Source organism: Mycobacteroides franklinii (genome assembly GCF_001853795.1).
Lineage (GTDB): Bacteria > Actinomycetota > Actinomycetes > Mycobacteriales > Mycobacteriaceae > Mycobacterium > Mycobacterium franklinii.
Genome location: NZ_MLIK01000019.1, coordinates 1,310,195 through 1,330,954, shown reverse-complemented (window position 1 = coordinate 1,330,954; position 20,760 = coordinate 1,310,195). Strand labels below are relative to the sequence as shown.

Annotated in this window: 21 protein-coding genes; 5 read left to right on the top strand and 16 right to left on the bottom strand. The window is 64.0% G+C overall.

Annotation, left to right across the window (positions count from 1 at the left end; genetic code table 11):
• Nucleotides 1–72: 72 nt before the first annotated feature.
• Both BKG76_RS14080 and BKG76_RS14075 read right to left on the bottom strand, forming a co-directional pair.
• The gene (locus BKG76_RS14080; protein ID WP_070938175.1) at nucleotides 73–669 is read right to left on the bottom strand and encodes a TetR-like C-terminal domain-containing protein; all 597 of its coding nucleotides are present in this window, start codon (nucleotides 667–669) and stop codon (nucleotides 73–75) included.
• Nucleotides 670–710: 41 nt separating this feature from the next.
• Entirely contained in the window at nucleotides 711–1,130 is a 420-nt protein-coding gene (locus BKG76_RS14075) for a DUF3151 domain-containing protein (RefSeq protein WP_070938174.1), read from the bottom strand.
• A 138-nt stretch (nucleotides 1,131–1,268) separates the two neighbouring features.
• Between BKG76_RS14075 and BKG76_RS14070 the strand changes: the two genes are divergently transcribed.
• The gene (locus BKG76_RS14070) at nucleotides 1,269–2,066 is read left to right on the top strand and encodes an Rv0361 family membrane protein (RefSeq protein WP_070938173.1); all 798 of its coding nucleotides are present in this window, start codon (nucleotides 1,269–1,271) and stop codon (nucleotides 2,064–2,066) included.
• 49 nt (nucleotides 2,067–2,115) lie between these two features.
• Here BKG76_RS14070 and fbaA read toward each other — a convergent pair whose 3' ends face one another.
• Complete coding sequence (fbaA, locus tag BKG76_RS14065) at nucleotides 2,116–3,159, bottom strand: class II fructose-bisphosphate aldolase (RefSeq protein ID WP_070939229.1); 1,044 nt, start codon at nucleotides 3,157–3,159, stop codon at nucleotides 2,116–2,118.
• A 110-nt stretch (nucleotides 3,160–3,269) separates the two neighbouring features.
• Here fbaA and BKG76_RS14060 point away from each other — a divergent pair, with 110 nt between their 5' ends.
• The gene (locus tag BKG76_RS14060) at nucleotides 3,270–3,977 is read left to right on the top strand and encodes a VTT domain-containing protein (protein WP_109420739.1); all 708 of its coding nucleotides are present in this window, start codon (nucleotides 3,270–3,272) and stop codon (nucleotides 3,975–3,977) included.
• 79 nt (nucleotides 3,978–4,056) lie between these two features.
• Here the strand turns inward: BKG76_RS14060 and BKG76_RS14055 are convergent, their stop codons facing one another.
• From BKG76_RS14055 to BKG76_RS14030, 6 genes are read right to left on the bottom strand one after another with little or no spacing between them, the layout of a single operon-like run.
• Nucleotides 4,057–4,488, bottom strand: a complete 432-nt coding sequence (locus BKG76_RS14055) for an acyl-CoA thioesterase (RefSeq protein WP_070938172.1) — start codon at nucleotides 4,486–4,488, stop codon at nucleotides 4,057–4,059.
• A 1-nt stretch (nucleotide 4,489) separates the two neighbouring features.
• Nucleotides 4,490–5,587 (bottom strand): glycoside hydrolase family 76 protein, encoded by a 1,098-nt coding sequence (locus tag BKG76_RS14050; protein WP_070938171.1) that lies wholly within the window; start codon nucleotides 5,585–5,587, stop codon nucleotides 4,490–4,492.
• 21 nt (nucleotides 5,588–5,608) lie between these two features.
• A complete protein-coding gene (locus BKG76_RS14045) occupies nucleotides 5,609–6,286 on the bottom strand; it encodes a TrmH family RNA methyltransferase (protein WP_109420855.1) in 678 nt (225 codons plus the stop codon).
• Between the two features lie 2 nt (nucleotides 6,287–6,288).
• On the bottom strand, nucleotides 6,289–7,188 hold the full coding sequence (locus BKG76_RS14040; RefSeq protein WP_070938169.1) for a hypothetical protein: 900 nt from the start codon (nucleotides 7,186–7,188) through the stop codon (nucleotides 6,289–6,291).
• Nucleotides 7,185–7,757, bottom strand: coding sequence for an orotate phosphoribosyltransferase (gene pyrE, locus BKG76_RS14035; protein WP_070938168.1), 573 nt, complete (start codon nucleotides 7,755–7,757; stop codon nucleotides 7,185–7,187). The genes BKG76_RS14040 and pyrE overlap by 4 nt, the downstream gene beginning before the upstream one ends.
• On the bottom strand, nucleotides 7,744–8,517 hold the full coding sequence (locus BKG76_RS14030) for an SDR family NAD(P)-dependent oxidoreductase (protein ID WP_070939227.1): 774 nt from the start codon (nucleotides 8,515–8,517) through the stop codon (nucleotides 7,744–7,746). The genes pyrE and BKG76_RS14030 overlap by 14 nt, the downstream gene beginning before the upstream one ends.
• A gap of 198 nt (nucleotides 8,518–8,715) precedes the next feature.
• On the opposite strand from BKG76_RS14030, the gene BKG76_RS14025 reads away from it, so the two are divergent.
• Together BKG76_RS14025 and BKG76_RS14020 are read left to right on the top strand one after the other, a co-directional pair.
• Nucleotides 8,716–9,183 carry an MmpS family transport accessory protein gene (locus tag BKG76_RS14025; protein ID WP_070938167.1) on the top strand — a complete coding sequence of 156 codons (468 nt, stop codon included), beginning with the start codon at nucleotides 8,716–8,718 and terminating at the stop codon, nucleotides 9,181–9,183.
• Nucleotides 9,183–11,981: an MMPL/RND family transporter gene (locus BKG76_RS14020; RefSeq protein WP_070938166.1), complete on the top strand. Its 2,799-nt coding sequence runs from the start codon at nucleotides 9,183–9,185 to the stop codon at nucleotides 11,979–11,981. The genes BKG76_RS14025 and BKG76_RS14020 overlap by 1 nt, the downstream gene beginning before the upstream one ends.
• 3 nt (nucleotides 11,982–11,984) lie before the next feature.
• Here BKG76_RS14020 and BKG76_RS14015 read toward each other — a convergent pair whose 3' ends face one another.
• The 5 genes from BKG76_RS14015 to BKG76_RS24465 all read right to left on the bottom strand — a co-directional run bounded on the left by BKG76_RS14015 (nucleotide 11,985) and on the right by BKG76_RS24465 (nucleotide 17,623).
• Nucleotides 11,985–12,716 (bottom strand): hypothetical protein, encoded by a 732-nt coding sequence (locus BKG76_RS14015; RefSeq protein ID WP_070938165.1) that lies wholly within the window; start codon nucleotides 12,714–12,716, stop codon nucleotides 11,985–11,987.
• Nucleotides 12,717–12,875: 159 nt separating this feature from the next.
• The gene (gene clpB / locus BKG76_RS14010) at nucleotides 12,876–15,422 is read right to left on the bottom strand and encodes an ATP-dependent chaperone ClpB (RefSeq protein ID WP_070938164.1); all 2,547 of its coding nucleotides are present in this window, start codon (nucleotides 15,420–15,422) and stop codon (nucleotides 12,876–12,878) included.
• A 161-nt stretch (nucleotides 15,423–15,583) separates the two neighbouring features.
• Nucleotides 15,584–16,501 carry an SRPBCC family protein gene (locus tag BKG76_RS14005; RefSeq protein ID WP_070938163.1) on the bottom strand — a complete coding sequence of 306 codons (918 nt, stop codon included), beginning with the start codon at nucleotides 16,499–16,501 and terminating at the stop codon, nucleotides 15,584–15,586.
• A 39-nt stretch (nucleotides 16,502–16,540) separates the two neighbouring features.
• Nucleotides 16,541–17,077, bottom strand: coding sequence for an SRPBCC family protein (locus BKG76_RS14000; RefSeq protein ID WP_070938162.1), 537 nt, complete (start codon nucleotides 17,075–17,077; stop codon nucleotides 16,541–16,543).
• Between the two features lie 51 nt (nucleotides 17,078–17,128).
• Nucleotides 17,129–17,623 carry an SRPBCC family protein gene (locus BKG76_RS24465; RefSeq protein ID WP_236737574.1) on the bottom strand — a complete coding sequence of 165 codons (495 nt, stop codon included), beginning with the start codon at nucleotides 17,621–17,623 and terminating at the stop codon, nucleotides 17,129–17,131.
• 383 nt (nucleotides 17,624–18,006) lie between these two features.
• Between BKG76_RS24465 and BKG76_RS13990 the strand changes: the two genes are divergently transcribed.
• Entirely contained in the window at nucleotides 18,007–19,161 is a 1,155-nt protein-coding gene (locus BKG76_RS13990; protein ID WP_070938161.1) for an FAD-binding oxidoreductase, read from the top strand.
• Here the strand turns inward: BKG76_RS13990 and BKG76_RS13985 are convergent.
• The gene (locus BKG76_RS13985; RefSeq protein WP_070938160.1) at nucleotides 19,158–19,577 is read right to left on the bottom strand and encodes a heat shock protein transcriptional repressor HspR; all 420 of its coding nucleotides are present in this window, start codon (nucleotides 19,575–19,577) and stop codon (nucleotides 19,158–19,160) included. The genes BKG76_RS13990 and BKG76_RS13985 overlap by 4 nt on opposite strands.
• Nucleotides 19,574–20,758 carry a molecular chaperone DnaJ gene (gene dnaJ / locus BKG76_RS13980; RefSeq protein WP_070938159.1) on the bottom strand — a complete coding sequence of 395 codons (1,185 nt, stop codon included), beginning with the start codon at nucleotides 20,756–20,758 and terminating at the stop codon, nucleotides 19,574–19,576. Before dnaJ ends, BKG76_RS13985 begins: the two co-directional genes overlap by 4 nt.
• Nucleotides 20,759–20,760 lie beyond the last annotated feature (2 nt).

The window sequence follows — 20,760 nt, the reverse complement described above, 5'->3', positions numbered from 1 at the left end:
CATAAGGTGCCCCGGGCTGCCCCGAGAGGAGGGAAAATTCAGACAGCGCGGGCCATCAGCCCGCGCGAGCGATCAGATTGACCCGACGAGAACCCGGTCCACGAGTTGTTCCAGGTCCTGGTCGGGCGGGACGTACCCGAAGACGGCCCGGAGGTAGATCGGGGCCAGCACCGCATCGAAGATCTGCTCCACAGTGGGCGGATTCTCACCGCGTGCGACACTGCCATCGATCGCCGCCTGGATCTGATCGGTCCGCGTCTTCAGGTAGGCGGCCGCGTTGCCCGCCGCCGCGGATTCCTCATTGCCGAACAGCGCCGAGCGGGCCATCGCCAACGCACGGTAGAAGGCGAAGCCTTCCTTGGATTTGACCTGAGCCGACACCGCCGCGGCCCACGTCAACAGATCGTCGCGCAGATTCCCGGTGTTGGGGAACGGTGATTCTTCGTTCAGCTGGGTGACCGCGACATCGAGAATCACCGATTCGACGGTTCCCCACCGCCGGTAGATCGTCACTTCGTGGATACCCGAGCGCTCCGACACCTCGCGGACACTGACCGTGTCTCGCCCCTCGGCGAAAAGGGACCGCACCGCGTCATGCACCTGTTGGCGGGTGCGCTCGGTGCGGCCCCCCGGACGCACCGAGCCATGCGCCGCCGAGCTCTCGGTCATGGCCGAAGGCTAGGCGAGGAAATCACGCAAGTCGAGTTGCGTTAGGCAGAAAGCAACGCGGGACGCGCCGCGGGATCGCAATCGTCGAGCAGATCGCAGCACCGCGCGTACTCATGGTCCTCACCGATCAGTTTGGCGGCACGCGCCAAGGCCGCCACCGCGCGCAGGAAGCCACGATTGGGCTCATGCGAATACGGGACCGGACCAAAACCCTTCCAACCGTTTCGCCGCAACTGGTCCAGGCCGCGGTGATACCCGGTCCGCGCGAACGCGTACGCCGTCACGATGCTGGCGACCGACCCGTCGTCATCCAGCGCGTTCTCAGCCAGTTCGGCCCAGGCGATCGACGCCGCGGGGTAGGCCGCCGCGACCGCGGCCGGATCCTGACCGTTGAGCAGCGCCGATTCGGCGTCCTCGTCGCCGGGCAGCAGCACCGGCTCGGGACCCAGCAGATCACGCATTGGACACCAGGGAGAACTCATCCGAAAGACTCATAGATCCCATTGTGACGCGAACCGTCTCCCGCGATCACGATAGGGTGGGCGCGGTCGATCGCGCCTGCGCGAAAGAGCGGTAAGCACGGATAAGGAACGAAACGCATGGCGAACCCCACCGGTGGAAATTCCGAGGCCAAGCCCGACGCACAGCGCGACGAGCTTGCGGACTCCGCCGAACAGCCGGAAGGTGCCGCGAGCACCCCGGACGCATCGGATGTTTCGGACACCGCGGACAACACAGATACCGGTCCGGTCCCCCCGCTCGATGACGCCCAGACCGTGGTGATGGCTCCGGCTAAACCCGAGGTTCCGCGTTACACGGCGCCGGGATTCGATGCCAACAAGACCGAGATGATCGCGCCAGTCGGCGACGATCCCAAGACCGAACTCATCCAGCCGCTGGCGACCCAGGCCCGTCCCAAGGTCGCAACTCCCGAGACCATCGCGCCACGCAAGGCGGAGAAGCGCAGCTGGGGCTGGGTTATCGCGCTGGTACTCGTCGTCGCCGCATTGGCCGCGGTGATCGTGCTTGCCGCAGTCGTCATCTCACGTACCAGCACGCCGAAGGCGTCGCAAGAAGAGTTGGTACGCAACAGCATTCAGAACTACGACAACGCCATCCAGACCGGCAACCTGGCTGCCCTGCGCACCATCACCTGTGGCGAGACCCGCGACGGTTACGTGCGCTACCCGGACGCCGATTGGTCGCAGACGTATCAGAAGGTGGCGGCCGCCAAGCAGTACCCGGTGGTTGCCAGCATCGATGAGGTCGTCGTCAACGGCGAACATGCCGAAGCCAACGTCACGTCGTTCATGGCTTTCGCGCCGCAGACTCGGTCATCGCGCAGCTTCGATCTGCAGTTCCGCGACAACCAGTGGAAAATCTGCCAGTCCGACTAACAGCATTTCCCCGAGTGCGAGCGCTGACGCTCACACTCGGGGCTGCGGCTTACGCCAGTCCGGCGGAAACCGACCGGCCTGCCGACTTCAGGTCATTGCACGCCTCGACGACACGCGCCGTCATGTTGGCCTCGGCCTTCTTCAGGTAGCTGCGCGGGTCGTAGGTCTTCTTATCGCCCACCTCGCCGTCGATCTTGAGCACACCGTCGTAGTTGGTGAACATGTGCGCGGCGATCGGGCGGGTGAACGCGTACTGGGTGTCGGTGTCGACGTTCATCTTCACCACGCCGTAGCGCAGCGAGTCCTCGATCTCCGACTTCAGCGAGCCCGAGCCGCCGTGGAAGACGAAGTCGAACGGCTTGGAGCCCTCCGGCAGACCCAGCTTGGCCGAGGCCACCTTCTGTCCCTCGGCGAGCACTTCCGGCTTGAGCTTGACGTTGCCGGGCTTGTACACACCGTGCACGTTGCCGAAGGTGGCCGCCAGCAGGTAGTGGCCCTTTTCGCCGACGCCGAGCGCATCAACGGTCTTCTCGAAGTCCTCGGGGGTTGTGTAGAGCTTCTCGTTGATCTCGGCCTCGACACCGTCCTCTTCACCACCGACGACGCCGATCTCCACCTCGAGAATGATGTGGGCCTTGACGGCGGCGGCCAACAGCTCCTGCGCGATGGTCAGGTTCTCGTCGATCGGCACCGCGGACCCGTCCCACATGTGCGACTGGAACAGCGGAGCCCGGCCGGCGTTGACACGCTCCTGGGAGATGGCCAGCAGTGGACGGACATAGGTGTCCAGCTTGTCCTTGGGGCAGTGGTCGGTGTGCAGCGCGACGGTGATGTCGTACTTGGCGGCGACGACGTGCGCGAACTCGGCGAGTGCGACCGCACCGGTCACCATGTCTTTGACACCCAGGCCCGAGCCGAACTCGGCTCCTCCGGTGGAGAACTGGATGATGCCGTCACTGCCGGCGTCCGCGAATCCCTTGATGGCGGCGTTGATGGATTCCGAAGACGTGCAGTTGATGGCAGGGAAGGCGAAGGAATGCTCCTTGGCCCGATTCAGCATCTCGGTGTAGACCTCGGGCGTCGCGATGGGCACTTCGGTGACCTCCATGTCGGTTCTGAGCAGTCGGTTCTGGGCTCTGAGAAATCGCCCCTCACCATAAGCCAGGGACGTTTCCATCATTTAGCGCCGGTACTGTTGGCGCCGTGATCCTGGCTTCGTCGACGACCACCCTGGCCCTCATGCCCAGCTTCCTGGACCCCACCAAGCTGCTGGCGCAGTTCGGGACGCTGGCATTGCTCGGGTTGCTGGTGGTGATCTTCGTGGAATCGGGTGTGCTGTTCCCGGTGCTGCCCGGCGACTCGCTGCTGTTCGTCGCGGGTCTTTTCGCCGCCAAACTGGCCGCCGGAGTCGCAGACGAGAGCATCCAGCAAGCCAACTTCCAGCTCTGGAAGCTGCTGGTCTTCATTCCCATCGCGGCCATCCTGGGCGGGCAAGTCGGCTACTGGATCGGGCGCGGCATCGGCACCTCCATGTTCAAACCCGACGCACGCTTCCTCAAACAGCGCTACCTCGACGAGGCACATGCCTTCTTCGAGAAGAAGGGCCCCTTCGCCATCGTGATCGCACGATTCGTACCGATCGTGCGCACCCTGGCCCCGATCACCGCCGGCGCTGCCCGGATGAGTTACCCGATCTTCGCGCTGTACAACATCCTGGGCGCCGTCGTCTGGGGCGTCGGCCTGACCCTGTTGGGCTACTGGCTGGGCCAGTTCCAAGTCATTCAGAAGCTGCTCGAACCGATCTTCATCGTGATCGTGTTGGCCTCGGTGGCCCCGATGTTCTTCGAGTGGATGCGCCGCCGCAAGGCGGCCAAGGGCGCAGCGGGCTCCGAGACGCCGACCGAGGCCTGAGCTTTCGTCGACATCGACGAAATGTAGAGGTCTACCCGCACTTTCCGTGCAAAACGCAGATCTGGGCGTGCGGCCGGGTTCACAGCGAGGTGGGCTGGGTCTTCTCGAACTCGGTCACCTTGGCCCGGAAGGCATCCGGGAACGATGCGGACTTGCCGTCGATGGCGTGCACGTAGACCGTCTCACCGGTGATGAGATGTTCACCGCCACGGTGGATCTCGAAGTGGCAGGTCATGCTGGCCCGGCCCATCCGGGCAATGCGTACCCCGATATCGACGGTATCGTCGAAGCGAGCCGACGCGTGATAGTCGATGACCGATTTCACCACGTACATGTGCTCGAAGACCCCATCGCCACCGGCATTGCGCGCGCCGGTCAGCGCTGCCCAGTACTCGGTGAGCGCGACATCGAAATACGCCAGGTAGTGAGCGTTGAAGACCACGCCCTGCATGTCCACCTCGGCCCAGCGCACCCGCAGCGGATGACAGAAGCTGAAATCCTCCTGCGCCACGTCAGGCGACCACGTGTGCGGCTTCGAGCAGCATCCAACCGGACAGCTGCACCGACAAATCCCGCTCGGGAACCTTCGACGGATTGACCGCACCGGCCACGAACTGCGATGCCGCCGACTGTGCGGTCGGCAGATCGGCCGTTCGCGTCCAGTCCGCGCCGAACAACGGAAGATCCTCGACCGTCAGCCGATTGGCCCATGCGGCCTCCGCCGAGGCCAGCAAGATGTCCCGGGCCGTGGTGCGCGCATCGGCGTCCTGCGCCGAGTTCTCCGGGAGGGTGGTGACCACCAGCGCCAGATAGCGGGCCAGAATGCCGTTGAACAGCCCGCCGTCTCCGCCGCCGCTGCCCCTGATGACCCCGTCTTCGGTCATCTGATCCCTGACCGCGTGGACCAGCCGATGCACGCGCTGGGCATGCCGCGACTCGGCGGTCCGCACCGCCAACTCCGTCTCCAGCCCCAAAACCACACCCTGACAGTAGGTATAGGTGGCCCGTTCGAGGGTGCCGTCCTCTTGGATGCCATCGATCACCAGATGCGAATCCGGGTCAACGAGAGTGTTGTCGATCCAGTCGGACATCACCTCGGCCCGCCAGACTCTTCCGGTGCGCGCCAAGACGATTGCCGCGGGCCCGTTGGCGGGAGTGTTGAAGAACCTGTCCTGCTTGCGCCACGGGATGCCACCCCCGTACTGCGGCATCCACGCGTCGAGGAACTGCTGCCGTAGGCGATTCAGCGCACGGGGACGCTCCAGGCCCAGCAGCTCGGAGGCGCGCTGCATGGCCAGCGCCAACCACGCCATGTCGTCGTAGTACTGGTTGGTCCACATGAAGACATTGCGAAAGCGATGTGCGCGTTGCATATCCGCGATGTGCTTGAGCCGGTCCGGGCGCGGGTCACGCAGTTGCGCATCGATCAGGCAGTCCTGCAGGTGCGCCTGCCACCAGTAGTGCCAGTTCTTGAACCAGGTGGCACCCGGCGCCGGCGGCCACGTGACGATGCCGAGTTGCATCCCCGGCAGATGCCACAGCGACGAGAGATGCCGTGCGGTAATCGCGGCTTCGGCGCTACTGGCCCGGTTTGCCCACAGCACATCCATGCACCCGATACTAGGCGGGGCTCACCACGCCCTGTTCAGGTCGGCATGCTGGCGGATCCAGGCGTGCATGGCGATCCCGGCGGCGACCCCGGCATTGATGCTGCGCGTCGAACCGAACTGAGCGATCGAAACCGTCATCACCGCACCACCTTTCGATGTATCGGTGACGCCCGGTCCCTCCTGCCCGAACACCATCAAACAGTCTGCGGGCAACTGTGCCATCTCCAGCGGTATCGAACCGGGCACATTGTCGACGGCCACCACGGTCAGACCGGCCTGCTTGGCGTACTCGAGAAGCTCATCGGTGCTGTCATGGTGCATCAGGTGCTGATAGCGGTCGGTCACCATGGCGCCACGCCGGTTCCAGCGGCGCCGGCCCACGATATGCACGGTGTGCACCGCGAACGCATTGGCGGTGCGCACCACCGTCCCGATATTGGCGTCATTTTCAAAGTTCTCGATGGCGATGTGTAACCGGTGACGTCTGCTGTCGATATCGGCGACGATCGCGTCTCGCCGCCAATAGCGATAGGCGTCAACCACATTGCGGGCATCACCGTCACGCAAGAGTTCCGGGTCGTAGCGCGGATCTTCCGGTAGTGGCAGACCACGATCCAGCGCCCAGGGCCCCACTCCGTTGCCGGTGGCGCCCCACAAAGACGGCTCCGTGGGTCCGTCCTTGGGATCTTCCGAGTCCACACTCACGAGTTCGTCCACACCGCGGCGTGCGTACCGATCACCGACAGAGTGCCCGCGAGCACCGCCGCATTGATCTCCCCCTGCAGACACAGCGAGGGTTGCAGCTGCACGGCATCGAGGGCAGCGTCCGGCAGCACCAGCACCGAGGCGCCGTAGACGGCACAGCTACGCGGTAGGCCGGGCCCGGGCAGCGTCGGTGTCACCGTGACCATGAGCGGTCCGCCGCGCGCCGCCGATTCGTCGCGATAGCGCGCCGCGACCCCCGAAATGTTCAGTCCCAGTAGCGAGTATCCGTTGCCGGTGAAGGCATTTGGATCACCCAGATTCACCTGGCTGATCTGCTGACCGTTGGCCCGCCAGGCCTCCATGCTCTTGGTGATGATCACCAAGCCCGAGTCGTTCTGCGGGGTCGGTAGCAGACCCATCGGGTACGCCACCGGATAGGCCACGGTGGTTCCGGCAATACGGTCCTTGGCCGAGTACACGTACACGCCGCGCACCGCGCTCTGGTTTTGCATGGGTCCCAGGCACACCGTGCCGGTCAGCTGATCTGGAGTCGGTGCGCTCAGGGGATGTATCGACAAATCGGCCAGCCCACCGCACCCGTTCAATGCCGGCACTTCCAGCGGATGTGCCAGCGACCCGTACAGCCCGAAACGCAGATCCGCGGCGGCAGTGGGCTTCTCTTCCGGCTTGGCGGCCGCCCCCGTGATGTCGACCAGCACGTACCCGTTCTGGAATCGCAGATTGGCGACACCGAGGTTCCAGCCCAGCACACTCTGTGTCTCGCCGACCTTGGCGGCCTGTGCGCCGTAGACCAGTTGTTTCTCAGGGTCTTTCGAGCAGCCCGTCAAGACCAGGACCCCGGCCAACAGAGCAACCAGGGCCCTCCGGAAGGTCACGATCCGGCCAGGCCGAGATCCGTCAGTCCCAGCACATACCGATAGGGAACACCTTCGGCGCGAATGGCCTCGGCGGCACCGGTGTCACGGTCGACGACGGTCGCCACCCCGATCACCGTGCCTCCGGCCTCACGGACCGCTTGCACTGCCGTGAGCGCGGAACCGCCGGTGGTGCTGGTGTCCTCGACCACCAGAACCTTCTGCCCCGCCACGTCGAATCCTTCGATAAGCCGTTGCATGCCATGGGCTTTCACCGACTTACGCACCACAAAAGCATCGATGGGCCGTCCGCCGGCGTGCATGACGGCCGTCGCGACCGGATCGGCACCCAGAGTCAGGCCGCCGACTCCGGCGTAGTCCCAGTCGCTGGTCAGCTCGCGCACCAGCCGCCCGATCAGGGCCCCGGCACGGTGGTGCAGTGTGGCACGACGCAGGTCGACGTAATAGTCGGCCTCCTTGCCCGATGACAAGGTCACCTTGCCGTGCACCACCGCGATATCGCGGACCAAGGCCGCCAACTCGTCACGCTCGGCGGCGTTGAGATCCGGTCCTAAATCAAGTTCTGCCACGACCCCGTCCTACCACGCTGTTGAATTTCCGCACCAAACCTCTTGGTATTACCCGCGTTACTGAAGTGATCGCCTTGTATTGCACGCCGGGAACGCTGAGCACCTTGCCGGCGGCGATGTCATGCAGGCACGCGTTGACCACGTCGTCAACCTGGAGCCACATGAATTCCGGGATGGTGCCCATCTCGATTCCGGCCCGCTCGTGAAACTCGGTGTGGATGAACCCGGGGCACAACACGTGCATGCCAACCCCGGTGCCCAACAACCCGTTTGCCAATCCTTCGGTGAACGAGACCACCCAGGCCTTCGACGCCGAGTACGTCGAGCCACGCCCGGACACCAGACCGGCCACGCTCGCCACATTGATGACGGTGCCGGCGCCCGCTTCGATCATCGAGGGCAGGGCCGCACGAGTCAGCTCCATGACGGCAGTGACATTCACATCCAGCTGCGCGTGCAGCAGTTCGGGTGCCGCTACCCAGAACTCGCCGGCAGTCGCGAATCCGGCGTTGTTGACCAACACCGACACGCCGGTCGCGAGGCGCTTGGCGACCCTTGCCCGATCGGCGGCATCGGCCAGGTCGGCGGGCAGCACCTCGGCATGCACACCGAATCGGCAGGCGAGTTCGTCGGCCAGCGCCCCCAGCCGCTGCTCATCACGGGCGACGAGCACCACGTCGTATCCCTGCGAGGCGTACTTGCGAGCAAAACCGCCCCCCAGGCCCGAGGTGGGTCCGGTGATGAGCGCCACGGGGCGCACGGAATTCGTGTCAGCCGCGGATGAGCCAAGACCATCAGGCACGGATGAGCCGCTTGCGCGAAGACCGTCGACCATGGTTGGTCAGCGTACCCGGCTGACCGGGCGCTTCCACCCGCCGTATAACCGGTACTAACAGTTACTGGTACAAATTGTCCGGAAATCGCCGCTTGCCCGAGCCAGCGTTGCTAGCATCGCGAAATGCTCGACCGGCTTGTGGGGTGGCTCTTAGAGCGTCAGCGCTGGATTTACCCGGTACTTATCGCATTGTGGCTCGCCGCGGGCACCTACATAACCACCGCGCCGAAAGTTGCATTGCCGACCCCGGAGACCGCCCCGACCGCGCAACCCGTGAGCGCAATGTCGCTCAGCCAGCCCAAGACGGTGACCTACGAGGTATCCAGCGGCGGAGCGCCCATCACGGTGTCCTACCTCGACGAAAAGGGCCAATCACGGCTCTTCAACGGCACCGCGCCCTGGCGCACCAGCCTGACCACCAGCGACTTCGGATTCACCGCCGGCGTCACAGCGATATCCACCGACACCGTCACCTGTCGAATCACCGTCGACGGCAAGGTCGCCGACGAGAAGACCGACACCAGCCGCACCCCTTCGGTGAGCTGCAATCTCGTCGCATTCCAAAAACTCGGCGCGCAAGGCGGTCACTGATGCACGACAGTCCAGTTTTCGGCCACTTCGCCGGGATCATCAGCAGGCACGCCGCCGCGATCATCGGGCTGCTCATGCTGGTGGCCGGTGGCCTGATGGCATCGGCACCCGACCTCGAAGAGCTCGCCCTGACCCACGGCAGCCCCATGATGCCCACCAACACCGAGTCCGCGGCCGCGCTCAAACACATGGCCAAGGCATTCGGGGAGTCCGAGTCGAACAACACCGCCGCCGTCGTCGTCGTCAAAAATCAGCCGTTCACCGAGGAGGACCGGCAGTTCCGTGCCGAACTGATGAAGCGGCTGCGGGCCGACACCGAGCACGTGGAGCCGGGCATGGACATGTGGTCCGACCCGCAATTCGCGACAGCATCGGAAAGTCCCGACAAGATGGTCGCCCTGGCCCAAGTGCAACTGTCCGGGGAAATCGGCGGACCCAAGGCCATGGAATCCGCAAAGGCCGTGCAGCGCATCATCGATGACATCGCCAAGCCGGCGGGCACCACGATCTACGCCACCGGAACAAGCCAGGCCGCCGCCGATCAGATCAACACGATGATGCGCGATGTCGTGATCATCGGCGGACTGTCGCTCGTGCTGGTGGGCGGCCTGCTGCTCTTGGTCTACCGCTCCCTTGTGGTCGCGTTCCTGCCACTGATCACGGTGGGCGTCGCGGTCGGGATCGCTACCCCGATCGCCAGCTTCCTGACCCTGGCCGGGCTGATTCCGACATCGATGATGACCAACGCCTTGATGGGTGCGCTGGCGTTGGGTGCGGGCACCGACTACTCCATCTTTTTCATCGGCCGCTACCAAGAGGGCAGACGTGCCGGCCTCAGTGTGGACGACGCGTTCCGCGCCGGCTATCGGGGCGTGGCGCCGGTCGTGATCGCGTCCGGGTTTACGGTCGCAGGCGCGTTGTCCTGCATGACATTCGCCCAGCTGGACATGATGCGATCGATGGGCATACCCGGGGCCATCACGATGATCTTCACGGTGCTGTCGGCCGTGACGGTGACACCCGGTGCACTGCTCATCGGTGCGCGCAGGTTCGGCTGGTTCGAACCCAAATCGACCACCCGATCGAACCGGCTGTGGCGCCGTATCGGCATCCGGGTGGCGCGCTGGCCAAAGCCCATATTCGTCACCACCTTCGCCGCGTTGATCGTGCTCATGATGGTGATCCCCACCGCCTCCTTCAATTACGACGAACTGCAGTTCATCCCGAAGGACATGCCCAGCGCGGCCGGCATGAACGCGATTCAGGAGCACTTTCCCACGGGCCAAATGAATCCCGACATGATCCTCATCCGCTCCCCGGAAGATCTGCGCACCTCGGCCAACATCGGACTCCTGGAGAAAGCAGCGCAACAGATCACCAAGCTGGACAGCGTGGCCTCGGTGCAGTGGATCACCCGGCCGACGGGGATCCCGATGGATCAAACCTCACTCATGTACAGCGTGGGGATGGCCGGAACGATGGTGTCGCAGAACAAGATCGTCATGGAACAGCGGCAACAGCGGATTCGCGCGATGACCGACAACATGAACTCGATGATGACCACCCTGCAGGGTCTGCAGAACACGCTGCGTACCGCACAGCAGGGCGCCGCCCAATTCAGTGCGGCGGCAGGGCCGATCCAAGCCAGCCTGAATCAGATGAAATCACAACTCAATTCGGTGATGGGTCCGGCCCGCGAGGTGGTGCGGGCACAGCCCAACTGCGCCGCCGATCCGATGTGCGTGGGCGCACGATCCACCCTGTCCAACTTCGAGAACATGTCGAGCGTCACCGACCAAATGCGCAGTCTCGTCAGCACTTCGGGCTCCATGACCGGAGGTTTGGCCCAGGCCGCACGGACCATGCCGCGCATGCTCGACTCGATGTCCGCAATGCAGGATCTGATGACCGAGACCAATGAGCAGATGGCTCAGATGATGTCGCAAATCGATACCATGACCTCGCTGATGCAGGACCTCGGCCGAAGTAGTGCGGGCACCGGGGACTACTTCTACTTCCCCGCGCAGATGCTCTCAGATCCGCGTTTCAAGCCGTACCTGAAGATGATGTTCTCCGAGGACGGCACCACCACCCGCATGATCGTGATCGGCAACGGCAGCAGCTACGGCGACGAGGGCATCCAGCGCGTCCGGGATCTGGCGCATGAGATGAAGTACGCGCTCAAGGGCACTCGTTTGGAGGGCAGTGTCATCGAAATCGCCGGCCCGGCAGCACTGATCGGCGATATGCGGGTGATGCTCGACCGCGACGAAAAGCTGATCATGATCGGCTGTCTTACGGTGATCTTCACCGTGGTGCTGCTCCTGCTGCGCGGTTTGGTGGCCTCACTGATCGTCATCGGCTCGGTGCTGGTGTCCTTCGCGTCGACGCTCGGACTGGCCCTGGTGATCTGGCAACACGTGCTCGGCATTCAGTTGCACTGGTCGGTGCCGGTCGCGGTGTTCGCGATTCTCATCTCGGTGGGCGCCGACTACAACCTGCTGGTGGCGTCGCGCTTCAAGGAAGAGATGAGTGCCGGTATCCGGACGGGTGTCATCCGCACCATAGCCGGCACCGGCGGAGTCGTGACGACAGCCGGGCTGGTGTTCGCGATGACACAATTCGCGATGATGGGTTCGAGTCTGGTGAACGTCGCTCAGATGGGCTCGACGATCGGTCTGGGTTTGATCATCGACACATTCGTCGTGCGCACCTTCACGGTGCCGACGCTCGCGGTGATCCTCGACAAGAAATTCTGGTGGCCACTGCCGATGAACCAGCTGTGGCGGCGTTCCTAGCGCCTAGTTGCCCTGCGGTTGGCCCTGACCCACGGGGGCGGGCTGCCGGTCGCCCGCGGGCGAGGAGTTGGAACCGACGGGTCGGCTCGGGCGTTCCGCGGCCTGAATGGGCGAAAGTGCCGATTCACCCGACGGGGGCAACACGCGCAGCAGGTCATTGAACTGGCGGACGGCCTTGAGGCCCTCATCCCACTGCTCACGGTTGCTGTTGATGGGAAGCGCGGCCAGCGTCCAGTGCTGCTCGTTCCACAGCACCTCCGCCGTCTCGGTCGCGGTGTGGGCGAAGGTGACCATGCGCCGATCACAGGCGCGACGGGCGGCGTCCAGGTTGGTGGAGTACACCATGCGCGGTCCGATGGCACCCAACAACCAGATATCCGATTCGCGAGGCTCCTGCATGACCTTGAGCCGCAGATCCACCATGACGTTGGTGCCCACCTTGCGGTGCAGCGCGATGATGGTCGCGACGTCCTCCAGGTCGAAGACGTAGACGGCCTCCCCACGGATCTGTCCGAGGACCACGTTCGCGGCCGCGGCCGATCCCGCGCTGGACATCACGCCGCGGTTCCAGCGCTTCACGATCTCTTTGTCCTGCGACATGTAGTCGAAGCCGTGAGATCGCGCCCAGGCCTTGCGGCGGTGTCCGCGGCTGCGGCGGCGGCCGATATCCACGTACAGCAGCACGCCCGCACAGACGAAGCACAGTGCGGACAGCGTGAACCAAAGTAGAGCCATCCGCGACAGCCTAACCGGTACCGGCCCAACTGCCGCACGGACCGCTCGGATCGTGACCCAGAGTTACCGGTCCGTGATGGGCTCTCGATAGCGCCGAATGTCGACTTACCGCGCGAAAGTCCGAGTAGACAGCGCGATAAGTCGACACTCGACAGCTACTTATCCCAGGATGAGCGATTCGCCGTCGGCACTCACGTTCACCGGAACGACGTCGCCATCGTGCACCTCACCGGCCAACAGCTGCTTGGCAAGCTTGTCGCCGATCGCCTGCTGCACCAGACGCCGCAGCGGACGTGCCCCGTAAATCGGGTCGAACCCGCGTTGGGCCAGCCACTTCTTGGCGGGCTCGGACACCTCGAGTGTCAACCGGCGCTGAGCGAGCCGCTTCTGCAGCTGTGCCAGCTGGATGTCGACGATCCGCACCAGTTCCTCAGGGTTGAGGCCTTCGAAGATCAGCACGTCGTCGAGCCGGTTGATGAACTCCGGCTTGAACTTCGCACGCACCGCGGCCATCACCTGCTCCTCGGAGCCACCGGCCCCCAGGTTGGAGGTGAGGATCAAGATGGTGTTCCGGAAGTCCACCGTGCGGCCCTGACCGTCGGTGAGACGTCCCTCATCGAGCACCTGCAGCAGCACATCGAACACATCCGGGTGCGCCTTTTCTACCTCGTCGAACAGCACCACCGTGTACGGGCGCCGGCGCACCGCCTCGGTCAGCTGACCGCCGGCGTCATAGCCGACATAACCCGGAGGGGCACCGACAAGTCGTGCGACCGAATGCTTTTCGCCATACTCCGACATGTCGATACGCACCATGGCGTGCTCGTCGTCGAAGAGGAAGTCCGCGAGCGCCTTGGCCAACTCGGTCTTGCCGACACCGGTGGGCCCGAGGAACAGGAACGATCCGGTGGGCCGGTTCGGGTCGGCGACACCGGCCCGAGCGCGGCGTACCGCATCCGAGACGGCCTCGACGGCCTTCTTCTGCCCGACCACCCGCGCCCCCAGCACGTCTTCCATGCGCAGCAGCTTGGCGGTTTCGCCTTCCATGAGGCGCCCGGCCGGGATACCGGTCCAGGCCGACACCACATCGGCGACGTCGTCGGGGCCGACCTCTTCCTTGAGCATGACGTTCCCGTCATGGTCCAGGCCTGGAAGCGCCGCCTCCAGTTGCTTCTCCAGCTCGGGAATGCGTCCGTAGCGCAGTTCGGCGGCCTTACCCAGATCGCCGTCGCGTTCGGCGCGGTCGGCTTCTCCCTTGAGGCTTTCCAGCTGCTCCTTGAGATCACGGACCGCGTCGATGGCCTTCTTCTCGTTCTGCCAGCGTGCGGTCAGCTCCGCGAGCCGCTCCTTCTTATCGGCCAGCTCCTCACGCAGCTTGACCAGGCGCTGCTTCGAGGCCTCGTCGTCTTCCTTCGACAGCGCCATCTCTTCGATCTCGAGACGACGCACAACACGCTCGACCTCGTCGATTTCCACTGGGCGCGAATCAATTTCCATGCGCAGACGAGATGCGGCCTCGTCGACAAGGTCAATGGCCTTATCCGGCAGGAAGCGTGAGGTGATGTACCGATCGGACAGGGTCGCGGCAGCCACCAGTGCCGAGTCGGTGATCCGCACGCCGTGGTGAATCTCGTAGCGCTCCTTGATGCCACGCAGGATGCCGACGGTGTCCTCCACCGACGGCTCACCCACCAGCACCTGTTGGAACCGCCGCTCCAGGGCGGCGTCCTTCTCGATGTACTTGCGGTACTCGTCGAGTGTGGTGGCGCCGACCAGACGCAGCTCACCGCGGGCCAGCATGGGCTTGATCATGTTGCCGGCGTCCATCGCCGACTCTCCGGTCGCGCCCGCACCCACGATGGTGTGCAGTTCATCGATGAATGTAATCAATTGCCCGGCAGAGTTTTTGATCTCATCCAGAACAGCCTTCAGACGCTCCTCGAACTCGCCCCGGTACTTCGCACCAGCGACCATGGAGCCAAGGTCCAGCGAGACGACAGTCTTGCCACGCAGGCTTTCGGGCACGTCGCCGGCGACAATGCGCTGCGCCAGGCCCTCCACGATGGCGGTCTTACCGACACCGGGCTCACCGATCAGCACCGGATTGTTCTTGGTGCGCCGGCTCAGCACCTGTACGACGCGACGGATCTCGGTATCGCGACCGATCACCGGGTCGAGCTTGCCCTCACGGGCACGGGCGGTCAGATCGGTGGAGTACTTCTCCAATGCCTGGAACGTCGCCTCGGGCTCGGCACTGGTCACCCGGCCGCTGCCGCGCACCTGAACGAAGGCATCGCGCAGCGCCTGCGGGGTGGCACCGCTGTTGGCAAGCAGCTTGGCGATATCGGAATCACCGGTGGCCAAGCCGACGAGCAAGTGCTCGGTGGATACGTAGTCATCGTTGAGCTCGGTGGCGAGCTGTTGCGCCGTGGTGATCGCGGCGATGGAGTCACGCGACAGCTGCGGGTTGGCGCTGGCATTACTGACTTGAGGCAGCCGATCGGCGATGGCCTGCGCTTCGTTGCGTACGACAGCAGGGTCGACACCCACGGCCTGCAAAAGCGGCGCGGCGATGCCATCGGTCTGGCTCAGCAGCGCCACCAACAGGTGGGCCGGACGGATTTCGGGGTTGCCCGCTGAGGTCGCTGCCTGGAGGGCAGCAGTCAGCGCGGCCTGAGTCTTCGTGGTCGGATTGAACGAGTCCACAACACCTCCATTGGTTGAGAGAAAAGTTGGTCACTAGTTCTAACGTCAAAAATCTTGAGTCTGTTCCGCTCAACTTTGAATTTTTTCCGGCTGCCGTGTCTAGCTCATCACACCAAGCGATGCTCCGGAACGAGATGGTGCCGTCGTGCCCGAATCGGCGCTCACTCGTGGTGGCCGCGCCCCTCGAGCAGCTCGCCGAGTCGGGACAGGACGGGAACCGCCCCTCCCCGTAGGACCGACCGCACCTGACGATTGAGCGGGGACTCCGAATCGAATCCGCTCAACCGGAACCACAGTTGCGTTCCGCCGTCCAGCGGACGCAGCCGCCAGGTCATGTTGAGCGCGGTGATCCCACCCATGATGGGAATCTCGAACGTGCACACGATGAGCTCGGGCTCGCGCACCTCCAAGAACTCCATGTCCACCCGCCCGCCGAACCCGACAAGCGGGATCGGATAGGTGGTCACGGTGAGCCGTCCGCCCGTCTCCACCACTCCGAGATCGTGGTCGTTGACCAGTTCGCCCACAAACTCCTTCGAGGTGATGACCTGCCAGACCGTTTGTGGCGAATGGTGATAGAACTCGCCCAGACTGAATGACGTCGCGTCGTCGGGCGGGGGCCCCACACCGGCTTCCGGAGCGGCCATCAGTTCCGCGATCCGGGACATGACCAATGTCCAGATGTCCCGAACAAGAATCCGGAGTCGTCCATGAACCGGGTTGGCGACATCAAATCCGTTGTGCACTACCAGTAATCGCGTTCCGCCCGATTCTGGATGCAGCGTCCAGGTGGCCTGCAGATTCAAAGAGCTCTCGGGCGTGGTGAAGCGGTACGCCAAACGTTCGTTGGGTACGACGTCGGTGAACTCACAGTCCCCGCGACCATCGAAATTCACCTCCGGTATCGGGAACGTGGTGAACGCGAACGACTTACCCGTCTCGACGGAGTTCCCGACAACATCGGTCGTCCAGTCCGAGATCGAAGCGGGCGACGTCATGGCGCGCCAGACCTGCTCCGCCGAATAGGGGAAGAACTGCCCCACTGTCACCGATGTCAGATCATCCGGCGACGCGCTCATACCCCTGGGATACCGCAGTTGTGTGAGACGTGTGGGCGATCAGGCGGATACATCGGTGACCAGACAATGCGGCGGCTGATCGTCGCCGGTCCGGGCAGTGTCGATACATCGACCGAGTCTGCCCATCGTCCCGGGCCAGCCGCGCTCGGAGAGCGTCCGATACACCCGCGAAGCGGAGTCGTCAGGATCGAACCCCTCATGACGCAGGGTGACCATGGTGCCGCCTGGCACCTCTTGCAGCGTCCACGTCACGGTCCATTCCCGGTACTTCGCCGATTTCATATCCCACCAGCGGATGGACAGCACCGCATTGGGGGTAGCCGCGAGCACCTCGCAGGACAGCGCGCCGGAGAAATCGGCCATGGGTATGGGAAAGGCCGTGAAGCGGAACCGGGTTCCGACCTCGGGCCGAAATCCGATCGGGTCCATCAGCCATTCCTCCATGGCATCCGGACAAGCCATCACACTCCATACCCTCTCGGGCGGATGCGGATAGAACTGGTCAAGAACGATAGTGGCGATGTCGTTCGCGTCGTCGGGCACGGCACTCTCCAGATCGGTTGGGTTATCTTTCATACCCCACCAATCTGGGTTACCGCCGTGTTCTCATCTGTTAGCCAAGCAAACTCATCCGTATGAGCGCTCAACGCCATCCCCGTCTCTCGAGGTAGTCGCTGCACGATCGATGAGGCGCCCCAGCTTGGTCATCGCAGTGGGCCAGAACAGGTCCGAAAGCGCCGCCATCCTGCGCACAACTGGGTCATCGCTATCGAATGCGGGCCGGCTCAAGGTCACCATGGTGCCCTCCGGCACCGCACCGAGAGACCACGTGGTTCGCCAGGCAACCGGAGCATCCAGTTTTGTATCCCACCAGGAAATTGCCAGCTTTTCGTATTGCGTAGCCACTAGAACTTCGCAGGCGATGTCCCCGGAATAGTTGGCAATCGGCACCGGAAGATCCAGCAGCCGGTACCGCGTACCCACCTCCGGGCGAAACCCAACCTGTTCGACGAACCAGTCCCCCATGACATCGGGGTCGACCAGAACATTCCATACGCGCCCCGGAGGGTGCGGATAGAAGAAATCTGCGACGACATCCGCCGAGTCGTACGGATCGCCCACAGCGCACTCCCTCGTAGGTAGTGACACCCTTTGTACTCCGCGAAACTGGCGACCGGGATTACTGAAGTGATTAGCCAGGCAAACGTATCGCGGATGCCTCGGCGGCACCGCGCCTGTCGATGGACGGGTACGTAGTGCAATCGATCTCACAATCACCCGGATGCCGCGGTCACAGAACATCGGCACACGCCGATGCAGGCTCTCCACCAGGCCTGTAGTGAAGGAAGAGCGCCCACGACGGTTCGGTCAGCACACGGATGACGCACCGTCAGGCCGTCTGGCACCAATCTGGCCTCACGCAGTCTCAAACGGGCCCGGAATTTCCCTTCTAGACTGGCTTCTCGGTAGAGGAGAACCCCGGAAAGGTTAGGCAACGGAAGCTCGTGGGGCTTGAGGACGTCGAAGCACTGCACGACTTGGTCGGCGGGGTCGAGCTATCGGGAAACAAACTTGTCCGAAGCTTCTACATCCGCTGGTTCGCCATCGATCCCACCGTCGGCGATCTCTTCCCCGCCGACATGTCGGCTCAACGCGAGCACTTCCGTCAGGCACTCCAGTTCGTGCTCTGGGAGATGGCGGCCTACCGCACCGAGGGTTTGGTCAACTTCCTAGCCCAGCTGGGCCGCGACCACCGGAAGTTCGGAGCCACCAACAGCCAGTACGACACCATGCGCCAAGCCCTGCTGGACACCACGCGGGAGGTGCTGGCGCCGATTTGGGATCAGCGGATGGAGGCCACCGCCACCGAGGTCTACACGGTGATGATCGAGGTGATGCGCAGTGCCGCCGCCTCCGACATCGGCCAGCCCTGGTGGGATGGCAAAGTCATCGAATATCACCGCACCTCCAGGGATCTCGCACTAATCCGGCTGAAGCTCAACGCGCCCATGCCGTATCACTGCGGACAGTACGTTCATGTCCAGGTGCCGCAAAGCCCGAGAAACTGGCGTTATCTTAGTCTGGCGATTCCGCCGGATCCCGAGGGCTACATAGAATTTCATGTCAAGGCGGTACCCGGTGGGCTAGTCAGCGGCGACATGGTCAACAAGACCAAGGTGGGTGACACCTGGCGGATTTCACCGCCACTCGGCGCGCTGTCGGTGAATCGCGACGGCGGAGACATCCTCATGGTCGCGGGCAGTACCGGTATCGCACCGCTGCGCTGCCTCATCATGGAACTATCCCAGTGGGCCGAAAACCCAAGAGTCCACCTGTTTTACGGGGCACGCTATCCGCAGGAGCTCTACGACCTGTGGACACTCTGGCATATCGCCTCGATCAATCCCTGGCTGTCGGTCACGCCGGTCACCGAATACCCGCGAAACCCGGAGTGGGCCAACGAATACCACGATCCGACACCGCCCCGCGGCCTCCATGTCCGCCAAACGGGACTGCTCTCGGAGGTGGTGACGACATACGGCGGTTGGGGCGACCGGCAGATTCTGCTCGGCGGCTCGGCATCGATGATCCAGGCCACCAAGGAGGCACTGGTCTCAAAGGGGGCTGACGCCTCCAGAATTCAGCACGATCCCCTCTAGCGCTGCTGACGCGGCTGCCAGACGACCACCGCGGTGCTCTTGGGGATGACCGCGACCTCGCGACCCGCCGTCGCGGCGCGCAGCTGGGCCACCTCGGCCGTCAGCTCGGCCAGCTTGGCCTGCAACGCCTCGACCTGGTTAGTCAGTTCGATAACCCGTTTAATGCCAGCAAGGTTGACGCCTTCATCCTGCGACAGGCGCTGCACCTCGCGCAACAGATCCACGTCACGCTGCGAGTAGCGCCGACCGCCACCGGTGGTGCGTTCGGGGCTGACCAGGCCGAGCCGGTCATACGTGCGCAGCGTCTGCGCGTGCATACCGGCGAGCTCAGCGGCCACAGAGATCAGGAAGGTGCGAGCGCCTCGCTCGGGCTGGCGGCGCCGGGGGGTGCCGCCGCCTCCCTGCGAGGACGTCATCGCGCACCCGCCCAACCCGCTCGCGGATCGAACCCACTAGCCTTCTCCGCCACCTGATAGCGCTGCAACGCTTCCAGCGCACTGTCTTCCAGTTTCGAGGGCACCGCGACCTTGACGGTGACCAACAGGTCGCCGTTTCCGCCGGCGCGCTTCGGGATCCCACGTCCGCGTACCCGCAGGATGCGCCCGTCGGAGGTACCCGCGGGCACCTTCACTCCGACACGACCTTCCAGTGTCGGCACGGAAACCGTGGCACCCAGCGCCAATTCGGTGAAGCTCACCGGAACGGTGAGGGTCAGATCGTCGCCATCGCGGGTGAACACCTTGTCGGGCCGCACATGGACGGTGACGTACAGATCGCCGGACGGTGCGCCCCGCAGGCCTGCCTCACCCTGCCCGGCCAGCCGAATACGTTGTCCGTCATCGACTCCCGGTGGGATCCGCACGGTGATGGTGCGGGTGCGGGTGGTCACACCGGTGCCCTGGCAGTCCGTGCAAGGGTTCTCGATGATCGAGCCCGTACCGCGGCAATCTGCGCATGGCTCGGAGAACCCGAAGGCGCCCTGGTTGCGGTTGATGACACCGCTGCCGTTGCACGAGCCACAGACCTTCGGGCTGGTGCCCGGGCGCGCGCCGCTGCCGTGGCAGGTGGTGCATGGCGCGGGGCTGGTCAGCCGCAGCGGAACCGATACACCCTTGCAGGCCTCGACGAAGTCGAGCTGGGTTTCGGTTTCCAAGTCGTTGCCGCGACGCGGCCGGCTGGCGCGCGGTTGGGCGCGCTGGCCGAACAGTCCACCGAACAGATCGCCGATTCCGCCGCCGCCAGAGGTGTCGGCATTACCGAACAAATCGTTCAGATTGAACTCGGCGCTGTCGGCGCCGCCGCTGAATCCGCCACCGCCACCGAATCCGTTGTCGCCGAAGCGCCGTCCGTATCCGCCGCCGGCGAAGAGACGACGGGTCTCGTCGTACTCCTTGCGCTTGGCCGTATCGGACAACACATCCTTGGCTTCGCTGACGGCCTTGTATCGGTCCTCAGCAGCCTGGTTTCCGGGGTTTCGGTCCGGGTGATTCTCGGCCAGCAGCTTGCGCGCGGCCTTCTTGATTTCGTCTTGGGTCGCGGTGGAGGAGACGCCGAGCTCCTTGTAGAAGTCCTTCTCGACCCATTCACGTTGCGTCACCC